This window comes from Agrobacterium sp. ES01, assembly GCF_050320885.1.
Classification (GTDB): Bacteria; Pseudomonadota; Alphaproteobacteria; order Rhizobiales; family Rhizobiaceae; genus Allorhizobium.
In genome coordinates this window covers 575,490-590,696 of record NZ_JBNQTH010000003.1, presented here as the reverse complement: position 1 = coordinate 590,696, position 15,207 = coordinate 575,490, and the positions used below count along the sequence as shown (strand labels likewise).

The 15,207-nt window shown below is 57.5% G+C and carries 11 protein-coding genes; 2 read left to right on the top strand and 9 right to left on the bottom strand.

Annotated elements, in window-relative coordinates:
- Window positions 1–25 precede the first annotated feature (25 nt).
- Complete coding sequence (locus tag ACQQ2Q_RS12050) at window positions 26–2,401, bottom strand: EAL domain-containing protein (RefSeq protein ID WP_428187304.1); 2,376 nt, start codon at window positions 2,399–2,401, stop codon at window positions 26–28.
- 224 nt (window positions 2,402–2,625) lie between these two features.
- The gene (locus ACQQ2Q_RS12045) at window positions 2,626–3,246 is read right to left on the bottom strand and encodes a 50S ribosomal protein L25/general stress protein Ctc (protein WP_428187303.1); all 621 of its coding nucleotides are present in this window, start codon (window positions 3,244–3,246) and stop codon (window positions 2,626–2,628) included.
- A 284-nt stretch (window positions 3,247–3,530) separates the two neighbouring features.
- Between ACQQ2Q_RS12045 and ACQQ2Q_RS12040 the strand changes: the two genes are divergently transcribed.
- Entirely contained in the window at window positions 3,531–5,624 is a 2,094-nt protein-coding gene (locus ACQQ2Q_RS12040) for a putative bifunctional diguanylate cyclase/phosphodiesterase (protein ID WP_428187302.1), read from the top strand.
- 243 nt (window positions 5,625–5,867) lie between these two features.
- Here ACQQ2Q_RS12040 and ACQQ2Q_RS12035 read toward each other — a convergent pair whose 3' ends face one another.
- From ACQQ2Q_RS12035 to lgt, 7 genes are all read right to left on the bottom strand, one after another.
- Window positions 5,868–8,141: a methyl-accepting chemotaxis protein gene (locus tag ACQQ2Q_RS12035; protein ID WP_428187301.1), complete on the bottom strand. Its 2,274-nt coding sequence runs from the start codon at window positions 8,139–8,141 to the stop codon at window positions 5,868–5,870.
- Between the two features lie 102 nt (window positions 8,142–8,243).
- Window positions 8,244–9,176, bottom strand: coding sequence for a ribose-phosphate pyrophosphokinase (locus tag ACQQ2Q_RS12030; RefSeq protein ID WP_428187300.1), 933 nt, complete (start codon window positions 9,174–9,176; stop codon window positions 8,244–8,246).
- 183 nt (window positions 9,177–9,359) lie between these two features.
- Window positions 9,360–10,112: a hypothetical protein gene (locus tag ACQQ2Q_RS12025; protein ID WP_428187299.1), complete on the bottom strand. Its 753-nt coding sequence runs from the start codon at window positions 10,110–10,112 to the stop codon at window positions 9,360–9,362.
- Window positions 10,113–10,205: 93 nt separating this feature from the next.
- Window positions 10,206–11,357: a M24 family metallopeptidase gene (locus ACQQ2Q_RS12020; RefSeq protein ID WP_428187298.1), complete on the bottom strand. Its 1,152-nt coding sequence runs from the start codon at window positions 11,355–11,357 to the stop codon at window positions 10,206–10,208.
- Window position 11,358: 1 nt separating this feature from the next.
- Window positions 11,359–12,150, bottom strand: coding sequence for a peptidoglycan editing factor PgeF (pgeF, locus tag ACQQ2Q_RS12015; protein WP_428187297.1), 792 nt, complete (start codon window positions 12,148–12,150; stop codon window positions 11,359–11,361).
- A 129-nt stretch (window positions 12,151–12,279) separates the two neighbouring features.
- Window positions 12,280–13,380, bottom strand: a complete 1,101-nt coding sequence (locus tag ACQQ2Q_RS12010; RefSeq protein ID WP_428187296.1) for a class I SAM-dependent methyltransferase — start codon at window positions 13,378–13,380, stop codon at window positions 12,280–12,282.
- Between the two features lie 23 nt (window positions 13,381–13,403).
- Entirely contained in the window at window positions 13,404–14,243 is an 840-nt protein-coding gene (gene lgt / locus ACQQ2Q_RS12005) for a prolipoprotein diacylglyceryl transferase (protein WP_428187295.1), read from the bottom strand.
- Window positions 14,244–14,473: 230 nt separating this feature from the next.
- Between lgt and ACQQ2Q_RS12000 the strand changes: the two genes are divergently transcribed.
- Window positions 14,474–14,728: an accessory factor UbiK family protein gene (locus ACQQ2Q_RS12000; protein WP_428187294.1), complete on the top strand. Its 255-nt coding sequence runs from the start codon at window positions 14,474–14,476 to the stop codon at window positions 14,726–14,728.
- The last annotated feature ends 479 nt before the right edge of the window (window positions 14,729–15,207 follow it).

Below are 15,207 nucleotides of genomic sequence, written 5' to 3'. Positions count from 1 at the left end.
CTTGTTGGCAGTTCAGTATCGCTGCCTATGCCGTTTCCGCTGATTTCTCTGTGAGCCACATGTGGCGTTCGAGCAGGTCGTCCAGGCTCTGAGGTTTGGCAAACAGATAGCCCTGGCCATATTCGGCACCGAAATCGCGCACGATTTCCCATTGCTCGCCCGTCTCGATGCCTTCGGCGACAACCGAGCAGCCCATCCGGCGGGCCATGTCGGTGATGCCTTCGGCGAGGATGTGACTTTTCTTTCGCTTGGCCGGATCCCCCTCGATCAAGGAGCGGATGAAGCTCTGGTCGATCTTGATGATGTCGACCGGGAAACGGTTCAGGTAGCTCAGCGACGAGTAGCCGGTGCCGAAGTCGTCGAGCGCGATGCGGCAACCGAGACGCTTGAATTCATCAAGCGTGGTGTGAACCACCGGGTTGTCGTGCAAAAGCATGGCCTCGGTGATTTCGATCACGATGCGGGTCGGGCAGATATCGTTGCGCGAGAGGATCGCGGCAAGCCGCAGTGGCAGATCTGGCTCGAACTGCAGCGGCGAATAGTTGATGGCGAGATAGGTGCTGTGGTCTCCGGTGGCTGCGGAGAGCTTGACGAGGTTGTCGACCGCCTTTTCAAAAATGCACGTGCCGATGCGGATAATGGAGCCATTTTCCTCCGCCACCGTGATGATGTCATAAGGCGGCAGGAGACCCTTGTCGGGATGGTCGAGACGCATCAGGGACTCGTAACCGATTACGGTGCCATCAGAGAGGTCGACGATCGGCTGCAAATAGGCCTGGAACCAGTCATTGGCCAAGCCGAGTTCGATCGATTGTTCGATCTCTGCCCGCTGCCGGGTGTTGTCCTGGAAGCGCGGATCGTAGAGTTGAGCGCCATTCTTGCCATCGTGCTTCTTGCTGTACATGGCAAGGTCCGATTTCTGCAGCAGTTCTTCCGCGTTGGCCGCGTGCTCGGGATAGATGGCGACACCGATACTCGCGCTCAGACGGGCCGTCGTGCCGCTGACGACAAACGGCTTTTCGAAGATCGCGCAAATGCTCTCGCTCAGACGCAAGGCATCCATTTCGGCATTGGCCGACAGAACCAGGATTGCAAACTCGTCGCCGCCAAGGCGCGCGCCGATGGACCCGGGCGGCAGTTGCGGGGTAATAAGGGTGGCGACCCTGCGCAGCACGATATCGCCAGCCTGGTGTCCGAGATTGTCGTTGATCCATTTGAAGCGATCGAGGTCGATAAACAGGCATGCGAGCTGCAAATTTGCCTGATCCGCTTCGCGTATCTTCACGTCAAGTGCGGCCTCGAAACCCTGACGGTTCATCCAGCCCGTCAGATGGTCCGTGATGGCTTGCTTGTGATTGCGTGCTTCCGAATGCTTCAACGCCGTAATATCGGTCATCACACTCAGCGCGAGCGGCTGATCTGCATCTTCGGCCTTCTTGGAGCTTTCGACGATCAGGACGTCGAGTACACGACCGTCGGCGCACACGAATTTTGTGGTGCATTCCCAGACCAACGAATTTTCTTCGCGCTGGGATTTACGCAGCAGATAATGATCCAGATGACCGGCTGGAACCATGTCGGCGAAATGGGTCCCCAATATGTCGGCGCGTTCATATCCTGTCGCCAGCAGCCAGTAGTCCGAGACACCGATGATCCGGTCTTCCTCATCCGTGGAGAAGAGCATTGCCGGTGTCATATTGTAGATCTCGGTGGCGCGGCGATGTGCTAATTTCAGTTCGCGCTCTTCCTGCTCCAACTTGATCTGCATTGAATTGAAACTGTTGGCGAGAAGGCCGATCTCGTCGTTGGATTGCCAGTCGACATGATGCCGCGAGCCAAGTTGACGCGTTGCTTCAATCGCTGCCGTCAGCTTCAAGAGCGGCTTGACGATCATCAACCTGTTGCCGAGGACCGCAGCTCCGATCACCGCGATCACGGCGACCAGGAAGATAGAGATGATGTATCCCTCTCCCTGTTCAAAGCTGGAGAAAAAATCCTGTCGCTGATAGTAGACGGTAAGAGATCCGACGGTCTTTGGACCGTCAACCGTTTCATAGACAATGGCTTGCGTCTTTTGGGTCAGCGAGTTGTCCGGCCAGGTCGGGAAGACAGGCATTGCAACCTGAATGTTGCCAACCTCGTCGCGGACCAAGATCTTGTGCACGGCGGCATCAGACAAGACAGTACCGGCAATGCGTCGCACGCTTTCTTCGTCAAAGTCCCAGATGGGCTTTGCCAGTGCCTGAGCATTGGCTTCCGTCAATATCGTGATGTTGTTTTCGAGTTCGCGCGTCGAGCGCTCCGTCGACAACGTTAGGAAGAGCGCAAAAAGTGGCACGACCATTATGAAAACCGCCGTCGCAATAATGGCGAAAAACCGGTTCTCGACCGAATGGGTCATAGAAATATTGCCTCGTCCCGTCCTCGTTAAAATACCAGTGCCCGGCGTCGATTGTGCCTCGCACTCTAAAATTCTCCTTAGACTTGCAGGAAATGTTTAAATCCGGCTGAAGCGGCAGGCTTAACAAATCATGCAGAAAAAACGGGCACATCGTTGGCAATAAAAAATCCCGCCTCGATGAGGCGGGATGCAATCGTTCAGAGCCTTGAAGGCGGGCGTGCAGCTTATGCTTCGCCCGAATCTTCGCTCGACGTTGTTTCTTCTTCGTCCGAAACGCCGCCTGCAGGTGCAACGATCGTTGCGATCGTGAAGTCGCGATCAGCGATGACCGGTGTCACGCCCTTTGGCAGGGTAACGTGCGAGATATGCAGGCTGTCGCCGATCTTGTGGCCAGCCAGGTCTACCGTGATGTATTCCGGAATGGCGTTGGCCGGGCAATGCAGTTCGACTTCGTGGCGAACGATGTTGAGAACACCGCCAACCTTTACGCCGGACTTTTCTTCATTGATGAAGTGAACCGGAACCTGAACCGAAACCTGGCTCTTGGCGGTTACACGCAAAAAGTCGACATGCATCGTGAAGTCACGAACCGGGTCGAGCTGGTAGTCCTTCGGCAGAACGGTGATCTTCTTGCCGTCGAGAACGATCGTTGCCACGGTGGTCATGAAACCACCAGCATGGATGCGCTTCGTCACTTCATTCGTGCTCAGCGTGATCGAAATAGGGTCTTGCTTGTCACCATAGATGACAGCGGGAATGAAACCGTTGCGGCGTAGTTCGCGGGAGGACCCCTTACCAACCCGGTCGCGCGCTTCGGCCTTGAGCTCATAAGTTTCGTGGCTCATGGCTAGTCCTTTCAGTGTTACTGGAGAGTTTCTCGTCGACAAACTGCCTTTTGACGGAAACTGCAGGAACCCTTTGCAGGGCGCCTCATCCGCATTGCCTCCAAGGGTGTCTGCGCGGACCGGCGGGCTATAGACCAAGACCGTCTGGATTGCAAGGGATCTGCTCGGCAGCTGGGCCGTCGCGCTCTTAATGCGTAATTCATCAAACGCTAACCACGGGCGACAAGCATTTGGAAATTGACAACTGCTAATTACCGAAATTCGAATATTCGTAAAGGCTTGCCATGCTCGACGTACTTTCCTGTATTGCCACAGAACACAATCCATTTCTGCTCTTTGCTGCCGTAACAATCTGCGTCGTCGGAAGCGTGCTGACGATGCGGCTGTTTTCCTGTGCGCGGAACACACGCGGTGTCACGCGTCTATGTTGGCTGGCCCTATCCGGTATCGTTGGCGGTTCCACCATCTGGACGACGCATTTCGTCTCGATGCTTGGCTATTCGACGGGTTTCGCTGCGGGCTATGAGCCGGTAATGACACTTTTGTCTCTGGGCACCGCGATCGTCGCAACAACGCTGGGTTTTTTCATCGCCACCGCGCAGGTTCGGGGCCCGCTCGTTGAAGCTGGCGGCGTCCTTGTCGGTCTCGGTATTGCTTTGATGCACTATATGGGCATGTCGGCCTATCAGGTCTATGGGGACCTGGTCTGGAACCAGGGCAATGTCATCGCATCGCTGATTGCAGGGGCCGTGTTCGGTGCGCTTGCGACCAGCCGTATCGGTCGACCCATTACACCTTTTTGTAGATACGGTGCTGTGCTTGCCTTTGTTATGGCAATTGCTCTGACCCATTTCATCAGCATGGCGGGGCTGACGATCATCCCAAACGCGACCAGCGCGGTACCGATGGAAATCGTGCCGGCTGGCATTCTGGCGGTCGTCGTGGTTGCGGTGATGATTGTCATTCTTCTTCTGGGGGCGGTGAGCTATCTCATCGATTTCCAGTCGACGAGAGCGAGCGTCGAGCGTTATCGACATCTCTCGATGCATGATGCGCTGACCGGGTTGCCAAATCGTGCGGCTCTTATGGACCGTCTCGAAGCCGTCATCGACGATCCCGACGGGCGTTCGTCCAGCATTGCCCTGGTCTCGTTCGATCTCGACAGGTTCAAGGAAATCAACGATGTGCACGGTCATGCGGCGGGCGACCATGTCTTGCGCGTGGTTGCCGAACGGGTGTCCTTACAAATGCGACCTGACGAGTTTCTCGGTCGCGTGGGCGGCGACGAGTTTCTGGCGATCAAGTCCAGCTATTTCACTCGATCCGGTGCGGCGCAGCTGGCCGAACGATTGATCGCTGCGATCTGCGAGCCGATTGCATGGAACAACCAGCAACTGACGGTGGGCAGCAGTGTCGGCATATCGGTCTATCCCAATATGGCAGAGACGGCTGACGATCTTCTCGCGCAAGCCGATATTGCCATGTATCGCGCCAAGGCGAATGGGTCGAACAACGTGTGCTTTTATGATGTGAGTATGGATCAGGCTGCGCGAGAACGCAGCGTTCTGGCCATGGACCTTCGCGAGGCACTGCAGGCGCAACAGTTCGAACTCTATTACCAGAAGCAGAACGACACAGCCTCGGGTGAGGTTATCGGTTTTGAAGCGTTGATCCGCTGGAACCACCCGAGGCGGGGGTTTATTTCCCCGGTCGATTTCATCTCCATCGCAGAGAAAACCGGGCTTATCAATAATATCGGCGACTGGGTACTGGAACGGGCCTGCCGAGAGGCTGCCAGCTGGCGTAATCCGTTGTCGGTGGCCGTCAACGTGGCACCCGGGCAGTTGGCTGACAACAATCTCCCGGCGAGGGTCGGTCAGATCCTCAAGGAGACGGGTCTCGATCCCAAGCGTCTGGAACTGGAAATCACGGAGTCCGGTATCATCAGGGACCAGCAACGAGCGCTGGTTGTCATCCGTCAACTGAAGTCGCTTGGCGTCCGTATTGCCATGGATGACTACGGGACAGGCTATTCGTCGCTCTCGACGCTACAGCTGTTTCCATTCGACAAGATCAAGATTGACCGCAGCTTCATCGAAAGTGTGTCCACCAACAGGCAGTCTGCGGCTATCGTTCGCTCCACGCTTATTCTTGCAGCCAGCCTGGACATTCCTGTGCTTGCAGAAGGCGTTGAAACCGAAGAGAGCATGTCTTTTCTACGGCAGGAGGGATGCCAGCAGGTTCAGGGGTTTCTTTACGGACGGCCGCTGCCGCGTGCCGGTATCGAGCGTGATGTCAACGACGTCGTGAAAGTGACGGCGGGCGAACCTGAACCCAAGGCTGCTCCTGAGAACGATAAGTCACGCTCGGCTGCGTGACGGGGCAGGTGCCGGCGGGCAGCACTGCGCTGCTCGCTGGACCGGTTTGGAATTTCGGCAGTGCGAGCGTTGCGCCGAGATGCCTTGCAGCACATCAACTGCGCTGAAGACGTCTTATAACTTTCCATGACGACGCAAGGCGATCAGCCGCTGCTGTATCGAAGTCATGGTTGGCAAAACGGAAAACCCCGCGATACCGGTTCGGTCATCGCGGGGTTCAACCTGTTTGGTTTTGGTGACGGCTCAGGCGGCTCGACGGGATGCCGCTTGTGGCGAGGCGCCGCTGACCGAGAAGATGCCGACCTGCTCGTTGAGGGCATCAGCCTCGCTCGACAGGGCAAAGGCGGAAGCGGTCGTTTCTTCCACCATGGCCGCGTTCTGCTGGGTGACCTGATCGAGTTCGTTGACCGAGGAGTTGATTTCACCCAGGCGCGTGGACTGATCGCGGGCGGCTGTTGCAATGGCGCCAATATGGTCGTTGATCAGGGCGATATTGTCCTCGATCAGGTGCAGGCTTTCACCCGTCTTCAGCACCAGTGCCACGCCGCCTTCAACATCCTTGGTCGAGGTGTTGATCAACTGGCTGATGTCGCGTGCAGCGGCGGATGACCGCTGGGCCAGTTCGCGGACTTCCTGAGCGACAACCGCAAAGCCCTTGCCGGCTTCGCCAGCACGCGCAGCTTCCACGCCAGCGTTGAGTGCCAGCAGGTTTGTCTGGAAAGCGATCTGGTCGATCACATCGATGATCTGGCGGATCTTGGAGGACGAGCTTTCAATGCGCTCCATGGCGACGATCGCTTCGTTGACCACAGACGAGGAGGCGTTTGCACCCGAAAGCGTATCCGCGGTGACTTCGACAGCTGTCTCGCAACGCTTGAGCGAGTTGCCCACGAGGTCTGTCATCTCGCCAAGTGCTGCCGCTGCTTCCTCGAGCGAGGCTGCCTGGCGCTCCGTGCGATGGGCGAGGTCTTCCGATGCGCTTCGAAGATTGGCAGAACCGCCGCGGATCGTGTCGGCGCTGCTGGTAATCGTGCGGATGGTCGATTCCAGCTGTTCCACCGACTGATTGAAGTCGAGGCGCAGATGATCGAGGGACGGCACGAAGGGGCGATCGATGCGAAGGTCGAGCTTGCCCTTGGACAGGTTCTGAAGGCCGGTTGCGAGCGCAGAGACGGCTTCTTCGAGTTCCTGTGCGCTTCTGGCCTTCTCAGCGTCGCGCTGCTGACGCTCTTCTTCGATCTCGTGACCGCGCGCTTCCGCCTGCTCTTCGATGCGATCCTTGTCGAGTGCGCTTTGACGGAAGGATTCCAGTGCGCGCGCCATCGTGCCGATTTCGTCCTTGCGGGTAACGGCCTTGATGTCGATGTCCTTCTCGCCATTGTTCAGACGGTTCATCAGGTCGGCGAGGTCGACCAGAGGACGTGTGAGGCTTGAGGATACGAACACACCGACGGTGCCCATGCAGGCGAGGACGGCAAGTGTTGCGAAGAAGGCCCAGAAAGCCAGATCATTGGCGGAGGCAAGGATTTCGCTTTCCTGCTGGCCGATGACGAGCAAGTGACGCTCACCGAAGAGGTCGACGGGCATGTAGGAGTAGAAATTGCGGTGATCGCCAGCCGCTGCGAAGACTGAACCCTTCTGGCCCGATTTTGCGGCATCTGTCAGGGCCGAGGCTATACCACCTGCGCCGACGGTTCCGCTGCGCAAAGTGCCATCGGCAGACAACAGGAAGGCCTCACTGATCGTGGTGCCCAGACCGTCCGGTGCCACCATTTCGGACAGTTTGTTTGCAGAGACGCGCACCATGATGACGCCGCGCTTGACCGTTTGTCCCCACACAGAGACGGCCAGAGGCTTGCCCACAAAGGCGGAGATGTCACCATCTTCAGTCTTGAATTTGATGAAACCCGAATTGTGGATCTGATCGTCTGCGCCCTTGTCGACCTGGTCGTAGAAGGACTTGAGTTCAGCATTCTGAGGATCGGAGATGTTGGATGTAAACTCGTCACCCTTGATGACGGTGTAGACAAAGGTGCCGTTCAGATCGATGACATAGATATCGCTGATATTGGCATTCTTGCGCGCGCTGGCCAGAATGCCGTGAATGGCACTATGACGGACGCCGTAGAGGATCTTTTGATCTGCGCCAGTATAGGCTGCACGCTCTTCGATGCTCTTCGACTTGTCCTGAAAAGCGGCCTGAATGGCGGCCTTGTCAATACTCAGAAGATTGGCGCCGGAATCGGCAGTCTCACCGATTACCGAGTTTTGCGCAATTTCGCTGATCATCTGGTCGATGCGCTTGTTGTAGCCGAGCAGCGACTTGCTCTGGTTGGCGGCGACGGCGTCGAGACGCAGCTTGCTCGCCTCAATCAGGCCATCCTTGCCAATCTGATAGCTGATCAGGCTGACAGCGAGGCAGGAGACCAGTGTGGCTCCGATCACCAGGCCCGCGAATTTCGCCTTGACCGACGAAAGTGCTGAAAATTTGTTAGTTTGTAATGACTTACCCGACATAACATGACCCCTCCAGGCAATAAATATGCCGGGAGTTTCAGTCAAATTACTTTCAGGACTGTTAAGTAGGTTGCATAATACCTACGAGGTGATCCGAATTGTTCAGTCGAACAGGCTTGATACCGATTCCTCGGCACTGGTGCGGTTGATTGCTTCGCCCAGGAGACTGCCGACCGAAAGAACGCGAATATTGTGCGCTGACTGCACCGCCGTGGTTGGCTGGATGGAGTCTGTGATCACCAGTTCACGCAGTTTCGACGAGGTAACACGGGCAACCGCGCCGCCTGAGAGAACGCCGTGCGTGATATAGGCCGTGACGCTGGTCGCACCGTTCTTCAACAGTGCTTCTGCTGCGTTGCAGAGCGTTCCACCGGAATCGACGATGTCGTCGATCAGGATACAGTCCTTGCCGGCGACGTCGCCGATGATATTCATCACCTCAGATTCACCTGGACGATCGCGACGCTTGTCGACGATGGCCAACTGGCCGTCGAGACGCTTGGCAAGCGAACGGGCACGCACCACACCACCAACGTCTGGCGAAACGACAACGACATTCTTGAGGTCGTAGTGTTCCTTGACGTCACGGGCCAGTACAGGCACGGCGAACAGGTTGTCTGTCGGGATGTCGAAGAAGCCCTGAATCTGGCCGGCATGCAGGTCGAGCGTCAATACGCGATCTGCACCGGCTTCTGTGATCAGGTTGGATACGAGTTTTGCCGAGATGGGCGTGCGGCCGGAGGCGCGGCGATCCTGGCGGGCATAACCGAAATAGGGAAGCACGGCAGTGATGCGGCGTGCCGAGGAGCGGCGGAAGGCGTCGATCATGATGAGAAGTTCCATCAGGTGATCGTTTGCCGGATAGGACGTGGACTGGATGACGAAGATATCCTGACCGCGTACGTTTTCCTGAATTTCAACGAATATTTCCTGGTCTGCAAAGCGCCTGACTGTGGCTTTGCCGAGTGGAACGTTGAGATAATTGCAGATGGACTCGGCGAGTTGTCGACTTGAGTTTCCTGCGAAAACCTTCATTTTGGTCCGCCTGTTTCCGTGCTGATGGGCGCTTTTTAGCTACCTTGACTTCGAATGCAAGCGCCATGATCACGTTGAGGTAGTTTTTCGTGAAAAGTCTGTGACTAGATTAACGTGCATTCGGCAGAGAGGCGGACTGAAAGCTGTGCCAAGTCCGCTCATGTGCGGCTTATCCGGTCTGTCTCAGCCGTTGGTAGACTGCTTCCAGGCGAGATATTCCGCGATGGTATTGGTGCCAATCTGCTGCATGACAGATGCGGGCACGCCAGCCCATGGATCGGTGGCGCTGGAGCGGACGCTTTGCTGACCCTGAATACGGTGAAGGCGCGCGCCGCTACCATCGAGGACATCCCAGACATAGACCACATTGACATTGCCGCCATCGGCAAAGGCCGAGAAATACCCCTTCAGGATATGGCGGGTCGAGGGATCCGATGAGCCCTTGATCGATAATCCATGGGCACGTGCCTCCGATCCCAGTTGGCGCGAAAGCGGTGTGACGGCTTCGACTGGGGCGCCGATGATCGGCAAGAAACGGATTGTGTCTGCGACAGTTGCCGGGCTTGCAGCGGCAACCTGCTGCTGCTGAGCGGGCGGCTGGCTTGTCACCGGAGGCGGCAAGGGCTGTTGCGCGGAAGGTGTAGTCCGCCGTGGCGTGCCGGCCGGCGGTGTTCCGGTGGTCTGTCCGGCGGCCAGAGCCTGTGCCTGCGCTTCCAGCGTGTTTTGTGGCGGCTGAGAATAGCTCTGTTGCGCTGCCGGCTGCGCATAGACGTTTGACGCCTGCGCGCCGCCATCGCCGTATTCCGGTGCCGCGGCTGTCGTCTGACTGTCTGCGTTGCCGACATCGGCACGGGGGATCAGGGCTTCTGGCGTATTGCAGCCGGCAAGCAATGCTGCCGGCAACAGAATTGGGATGAGGAACCTCAGTTTTCTCACGCCTGCTTTCCTTCCGCCTGTGCCGCACCGTCCTGGTATTTTATGTCGTTTGAGCGCAAAGCCTGTCAATTCCGCAAAGTCCGAAGGGTGCGATTAGCGGGTGATAAGCTCCAGGGGATGACGTGACAGCGCTTCCGGTGCCCCTTCTGTGGTCAGATAGGTGTGACCGAGCGTCATGGCCGTGGAGCGTTCCGAATCGGCCACGATGATGTGTACGAAGAGCGTCATGTCCGGGAGGATGGGCTGCGGATTGCCCATATGGAACATCTGATGCTCCATCCAGGACGGAGAGAACCTTGCGCCGAGCGAGTAGCCGCAGGCGTTCAGCCGATGCCGTGTCAGGCCGCGTTCGTCCATGACCCGTGCATGAGCGTCGAAAACATCGCCGAAAGTGTTGCCCGGAATGAGGATGGGTTCGATCGCCTTCAGGCCTTCCAGGCAGGCGTTGAAGAGTTCCTTATGGCGTGCGGATGGTTCGCCGATGGTCAGGGTGCGCATCATGGCGGCATGATAATGCGCCGACACTCCTGCCCATTCGAGCGTCAGCTGATCTTTTTCGTCGAGAACGCGACGTCCCGACTTGTAGCGGCAAAGAAGGGCGTCTTCACCCGAACCGATGACGAATTCATTGGCAGGGTAGTCACCTCCGCCGGCAAGGACGGCGCCCTGCATGGCCGCCAGAATTTCCGATTCGTTTGCACCTGCTCCGATAAAGGGCAGCGCTGCATCGAGCGCATCATCAGCCAGTTCGGCTGCGCGCCGGACATGGGCGATTTCGGCAGGGCTCTTGATCAACCGCAGACGGCTCACGAGGTAGGACGCGTCGCTCGTCTCGGCGAAGCTCATGAGCTGGTTGTCGAGCTTGCGGGTCATCGCGCCGGTCAAGCCGTGCGTGTCGTATTCGATCCCGATGCGGGCACCGAGCAGGTCGAGATCGCTCAGCAGGTTCTTCAAGTCCACCGTTGGATCGGCGTTGACGCGGTCCATCCACACAACGACGTTTTCAATTGTCGAGGTGTGCCGTGCCTGACGCAGGTCTGGCGAGCGGGTGAGGAGAGACATCGAGCCGTCAGCCTTGACGACGAGTGACTGGAAAAAGCAGAAGCCAAAGGTGTCGTAGCCGGTCAGCCAGTACATGCTTTCCTGAGCAAACAGCAGCATGGCGTCGAGCTTTTCCTCGCGCATCTGCTGCGTCAGGCGGTCGACCCGGGCGCTGTATTCTGTCGGTGTGAAAAGCGGGGCCATGTTACTCCTCCATAATGGCGATCGCCGAGATCTGCCGACCGTAGTCGGACTCTCCTGCATGGGTCATGCGGCGATAGGAATAGAAACGATCCGCATCGGCATAGGTGCAAAGGCCTAGGCTGCCTGCCTGGACACCGGCCTCTTCAAGGCGGGCGACAGTCAGGGCCGGCAAGTCAAACATCATGTGGCCTGACCGTGCGGAGGGGGTGAAAAATCGGTCATAGGAAGGGTCGTAAGCTCGAAAGCGCTCGACGAATTCCGGGCCGACTTCATAATTTTTAACACTGATCGATGGGCCAAGCGTAGCGCGAATGGCGTTGCGTCTGGCACCAAGGGCGACCATGGCATCAATGGTGTTTTCGAGCACGCCGTTGAGCGCGCCCTTCCAGCCGGCATGGGCGGCACCAATGACGCCGGCCTCACTGTCGGTAAACAGCACAGGCCCGCAGTCCGCCGCCAGCACACCAAGCACGACGCCCGGTTCATTGGTGACCAGGGCATCTGCGCTGGGCCGCGCGCCATCGTAGTCACGGCCCACCGTGATCGCATCTGCCGAATGGACCTGGTTAACCGTGGCGAGTTTTGCCGCGGGGGCCGAAAACCAGTTGGCCACGCGGGCGCGGTTCTCCATCACTCTGGACTGGTCGTCATTCGAACCAAGGCCAACATTCAAACCTTTGTAGATGCCTTCGGACACACCGCCTGCACGCGTAAAAAAGCCGTGGCGTATCGGACCTGCGCTATCGGCGAGGAAAGGGCTTTCGATCGGCTCTGGCAAAGCTTGATCCTGCATGGGTGTCCGTTTCTGGGCTTTTCGGAGGTGATTCTGTTGCGCGCCGCCGTTGTTTTCCGGGGCGGTCGCGTTTCCTTCAGGGCTGCGACGTCATCAGCGCGCGGATGGTGTCAAGCGCGAGGGGCTCTGTCAATCCATGGCCTTGAACGGGGCGAGCCGCCTTGGCGGGCTTGAAATTGCGAGCACCTTAAACAGTTCGCCCATGCGACCTTCGCCTCCGCTGATCAACCGATCCAGCGCCACTCGAACGTCGGCCTGCACTTCCGGAGGCTTGTCCTTGGACAAGGTCATTGCGCGTTGTTCGATGCCAAGGCCCCGCAGGAAATCGCCCTGGAACATGCAGCCTGTTATGGCAACGCCGAGGGCACGGGCAGCCAACGCCAGTTGTTCGAAGTCGACATGACTGGTGAGGTCGGCCATGCCGGGATGGGCAAGCGGTGGATCAAACTGATGGGCAAGCACCGCCTGCAATGTGTCGCCGAAGCCTGTGACCATGTGACCATAATCCACGATCAGTGCGGTTCCGCCTTCTGTGAGCAGCCGCTGGCAGATCACATCGAGTACGGCGATCCTTGCAGGCGACGTCTCGAAGATCGTGCCTTCCGGCATGCCGTCGCTGTCGTCGGGCAAAAGTTCCGGGTCGATGGTTGCAACACCTGCGACGAAAACCAGATTATCGTCCGGATCGAGGCCGACCATACGCTCGCGGAATCCGCGCGGCGTCTTGACCCATTGGCGGATTGGAATGGCGTCGAAGAGTTCGTTGGCGACGATGAGGGTGAAGCCCTCAGGCACCTCGTCGAAGGCGACATGCCAATCGGTCTTGGCGGAGTAAGGCGCCAATGTCTGCTTCTGGATCGCCTGCAGCCGCTCGCTGGTCTCCACCAGATGGGCTGACATGCTGTCATAAAGGGACGGTGCAAGGCGCGCGATGACCCGCAAGATGTCCGACATCATCGTGCCGCGCCCGGGACCGATCTCCACAAGACGAACCGCCTCTGGCGAATCATGGGTCTGCCATGCGTGGATGATGAAGACGCCGATCATTTCACCGAACAACTGGCTCACTTCAGGCGCTGTGATGAAATCGCCTTCTATGCCGAAGGGATTGCGGGTCTTGTAATAGCCGTTCTCCGGATCGGCCAGGCATAGCGAAAAATAGTCCGTGACGCTGATCGGACCGCCGGTCCGGATCATCGACTTGATTCTCGTGGCGAGCGCTGTGGTCAATGTGGGCGCCTCGTCATTCCTGATTATCGGTCACCGGAGCGCAAGGCACGGAGGAGAACCAGCAGGCCGATGATCGCCATCGGCAGGGACAGTATCATTCCCATTGTCAGCCAGCCTCCCGCCAGATAGCCAAGTTGCGGATCCGGCTCTCGGAAAAACTCTACAAACATTCTCGAACCTGCATAAAGCAGTGCAAAAATGGCTGTGACAAGACCGGGCTTCTTTAATGCACCGAAACGTCGCGCGGCCAATTGCAACACAATGAAGACAAGGACGCCTTCCAGCAGTGCTTCATAGAGCTGGCTCGGGTGGCGGGCGAATGGTCCGCCCGTCGGAAAAACAAAGGCCCACGGGACATCTGTCGGACGTCCCCACAGCTCGCCATTGATGAAATTGGCAATGCGACCGAGGAAGAGACCGATCGGTACCACGCTTGCGATCAGATCGAACATGCTCCAGACGGCAATGCCGTTACGCCGGGCAAAAATGATCATTGCGAGGGTCGCGCCTATAAATCCTCCATGGAAGGACATGCCGCCATTCCAGATGCGCAAGGCCCGCATAGGGTCTTCCATGACCGCTGCGCTATCGTAGAACAGGATATAGCCGATGCGTCCGCCCAGAACGACGCCGGCTGCGGCCCACAGAATGAAGTCGTCCAGATGGCTGGCATTGACCGGCGCTATTCCATCCTTCCACAGGCCGCGATTCTCAATCATTCGCCGTGAGAGCCACCATGCGAGCATGATGCCAACGACATAGGCTATACCGTACCAATGGATGGCGAGCGGGCCGATCGATACGGCAATCGGATCGATATCGGGATAGGGCAGGATGGCGAGGAGTTCAGCGGCTGTCGGCAAGTTTTTGCTTTCGGTTGATCGGGCGGAACATGACGGCGGGACAATTACCGGTCAAGATGGAATCTTGAAGGCAGGAGAATGGGCCATCCTTGGCGACATTCTTCCGCTGCGGCAAAGAGGGGGGATGAGCGAAAAATACTTGCATCCAATGTCATGAAACCCTACCTCAAATCGAGTATCATCGATCATCGAAGCCTTAAGGGCCGATCTTGGAAAAGGGAGCCGAGCCGATGTCAACCGGACCGAACCGCATCATGGATGAATTCGCAAAGCTGATGACTGACGCAGCCGGCGCCGCACAGGGTGTCCGCAAGGAGGTCGAGACCGCCTTTCAGGCTCAGGCAGAGCGCTGGCTCAACTCCATGGATCTGGTCAAGCGGGAAGAATTCGAGGCCGTTCGAGACATGGCGATCATGGCGCGGGACGAAAACGAAGCGTTGAAAGCTCGAATCGAGGCGCTTGAGGCAAAGCGGTCGACAAAGTGACGCCCGCCTTGATCTGCTGACGTATCCTATCGCCCCGCGCTTGCCCAAAGCGCGGGGTTTTTCGTTGCCGATCCGCTGAAATCGGACCTGGGCCAGGTGGAACTTGCGGCACCGGCAACCTGAAAATGAGATCTCCGCGCCCGTCCGCACTGCAATCATTTTCATCAACTAATTTCGATGGTTGTCCACATGCCGGTCAGAGTCGAAAAAACAAGCGCACAGAGTCAGTTACCGTCGCTTGGTAGTGCATCGCGAGAAAAGCTTTCCACAGCGCTGTTCGGTTATTCAACGAAACAGGGCTGGCACAGGTGAGTGTCCATTATAGACTGATTTTAAATGATGATTCGAAACGGGGCGTCGTAAGTTTCAGACAGGGTCTATAGTTTATCCTGAAGCTCCATCGGCAATCGTCTATAATGAAGTTCTCCGGTTGCTGTGTTTGTGCGCGTTATATGTGGGACCACATTTCGTCGCATTCC

Coding starts and splice junctions, on each gene's coding strand:
- ACQQ2Q_RS12050 (WP_428187304.1), bottom strand. CDS start 2,401: ATGACCCATTCGGTCGAGAACCGGTTTTTCGCCATTATTGCGACGGCG.
- ACQQ2Q_RS12045 (WP_428187303.1), bottom strand. CDS start 3,246: ATGAGCCACGAAACTTATGAGCTCAAGGCCGAAGCGCGCGACCGGGTT.
- ACQQ2Q_RS12040 (WP_428187302.1), top strand. CDS start 3,531: ATGCTCGACGTACTTTCCTGTATTGCCACAGAACACAATCCATTTCTG.
- ACQQ2Q_RS12035 (WP_428187301.1), bottom strand. CDS start 8,141: ATGTCGGGTAAGTCATTACAAACTAACAAATTTTCAGCACTTTCGTCG.
- ACQQ2Q_RS12030 (WP_428187300.1), bottom strand. CDS start 9,176: ATGAAGGTTTTCGCAGGAAACTCAAGTCGACAACTCGCCGAGTCCATC.
- ACQQ2Q_RS12020 (WP_428187298.1), bottom strand. CDS start 11,357: ATGGCCCCGCTTTTCACACCGACAGAATACAGCGCCCGGGTCGACCGC.
- pgeF (WP_428187297.1), bottom strand. CDS start 12,150: ATGCAGGATCAAGCTTTGCCAGAGCCGATCGAAAGCCCTTTCCTCGCC.
- ACQQ2Q_RS12000 (WP_428187294.1), top strand. CDS start 14,474: ATGTCAACCGGACCGAACCGCATCATGGATGAATTCGCAAAGCTGATG.